Genomic DNA, 1,525 nt, shown 5'->3' on the forward strand with positions numbered 1-1,525 from the left:
CGTCATATGTGTATAAAGCCCCTCTCCCAAAGGCGCCCTCACCCCCAGCCCCTCTCCCAAAGGGAGAGGGGAGCTAGGCAAACAGGGTTTCTAGTTTGTCGGCAATGGCGGCAATCCAGGCTTGCTCCTGGCGGCTGAAGCTGCGGGGGGTGTCGCTGCCCAAGATGAGGCATCCCTTTTGGCCAATGGGCTGGCAGAGAACCGCCTGGGATCCGGGGGGCAGCAGGCCCTCGAACTCGGCGCGGGCCGGGAACAGTTTCAAATCCACCAGATAGACGGGCCGTCCGGTCTGCAACACCCGCTGCAAGACGCTCTGGGGCCGGATGGAGGGCAACTGGCCGGGGCTGGCCAGGATCCCCCGCTGCAGGAGGGTGCGCCCCTCCACCCAGATCACTACTGTGCGGGCAGCAGTGGTGCTAAGGAGCGTGTGGGAGGCCCAGGCCAGCTCCAGTTTTTCCCTCTCGGAAAGATCCGGATCCCAGTCACAGCCTGGACTCCCCTGTAGGGTAGATGCCTGGGGGGGACGGGGCTGGATCTGCTGCCACAGCAGGCCGGTCAAGATCAGAATGGCGCTGAGGAGGATCCCTAAGGCATCAGAGCGGGACTGGCTGGCCAGCAACTCCGGCGTAAACGCCAGCCGGTTAATGACCAGGAGGGTGCTGCCCAAAAGGCCGGTTACCAAAGGCAACCGCCTCACCCAGCGATTGGGATCCTGGGAAGCTGGAGTGGATTTGACCCTCAAAGCAGGGGTATCTGAGCGCTCGGTAAGTCCAGTCTAGAGCTATCCAAGACATCAGAGACGGCTCCAAATGCCAAGGCGCTCTTGGCGAGCTTTCTTTTCCAGGCCGCGGAAGTAGCTGTCGTATTTGATGTTGTGGCTGTAGGGGATGATGCGGGCCAGGCCGTTGCGCACGAGCATGGCGTTCATCTGCTGGCCCTCCAACCAGACGTAGGCCTCCACCAGGCCGGTGGCATCGACGTTGCGCAGCAGCTTATCCCCTTCCAGCTTGACGGTGCGGCGGAGGATGCGCTCGCGCATCAGCTCAGTAGCTTGCTGATAAAAGGGATCCTCCTCTGGGCGGAGGCCCTGGATGCCGGCCAAGCGGATTAGGCGCAGTTTCTGCTCCCCTTCGATTTGCACCACCAGCGTGTCGCCATTCACCACCCTCACCACCACTGCCGCGGGGTAGCGATCGAAATAGTGGTTGTCGAAGTAGAAGGGGGTGTCGGGCACCACTCGCCGCTCCCCCGATCCGTGGCCAGGAAGGACGGGCAGGGCCAGGAGCCATCCCAACACCGCCGAGCCAAAAGCAATACGCCGGAACCTCATCTTCTCCCCCTTGCGATCCCCTTCTCCCCTAGGGCGTAATGGTAGCGGCAACTCCCTGGAAGACAACCCCTTGCAAGGGATTCGGATCCAATGGCCAGTCTTGGAGATGGGGAGCCCTTTATGAATGAGGGTTCTGGGCGAGCAACTCCCGATCTAGGGGCAGAGGGGCAACCGGCTGGGTGAGAGTAAACTGGC

At 62.0% G+C, this 1,525-nt stretch carries 2 protein-coding genes; both read right to left on the reverse strand.

Annotation, left to right across the window (positions count from 1 at the left end):
* Positions 1-73: 73 nt before the first annotated feature.
* Positions 74-742, reverse strand: a complete 669-nt coding sequence (locus tag NW841_RS09795) for a cofactor assembly of complex C subunit B (protein WP_414386215.1) — start codon at positions 740-742, stop codon at positions 74-76.
* Between the two features lie 51 nt (positions 743-793).
* A complete protein-coding gene (locus tag NW841_RS09800; RefSeq protein ID WP_414365907.1) occupies positions 794-1,330 on the reverse strand; it encodes a thermonuclease family protein in 537 nt (178 codons plus the stop codon).
* Positions 1,331-1,525 lie beyond the last annotated feature (195 nt).

It is taken from the genome of Synechococcus sp. H60.3, assembly GCF_047462295.1.
In the GTDB taxonomy this organism is placed as follows: domain Bacteria; phylum Cyanobacteriota; class Cyanobacteriia; order Thermostichales; family Thermostichaceae; genus Thermostichus.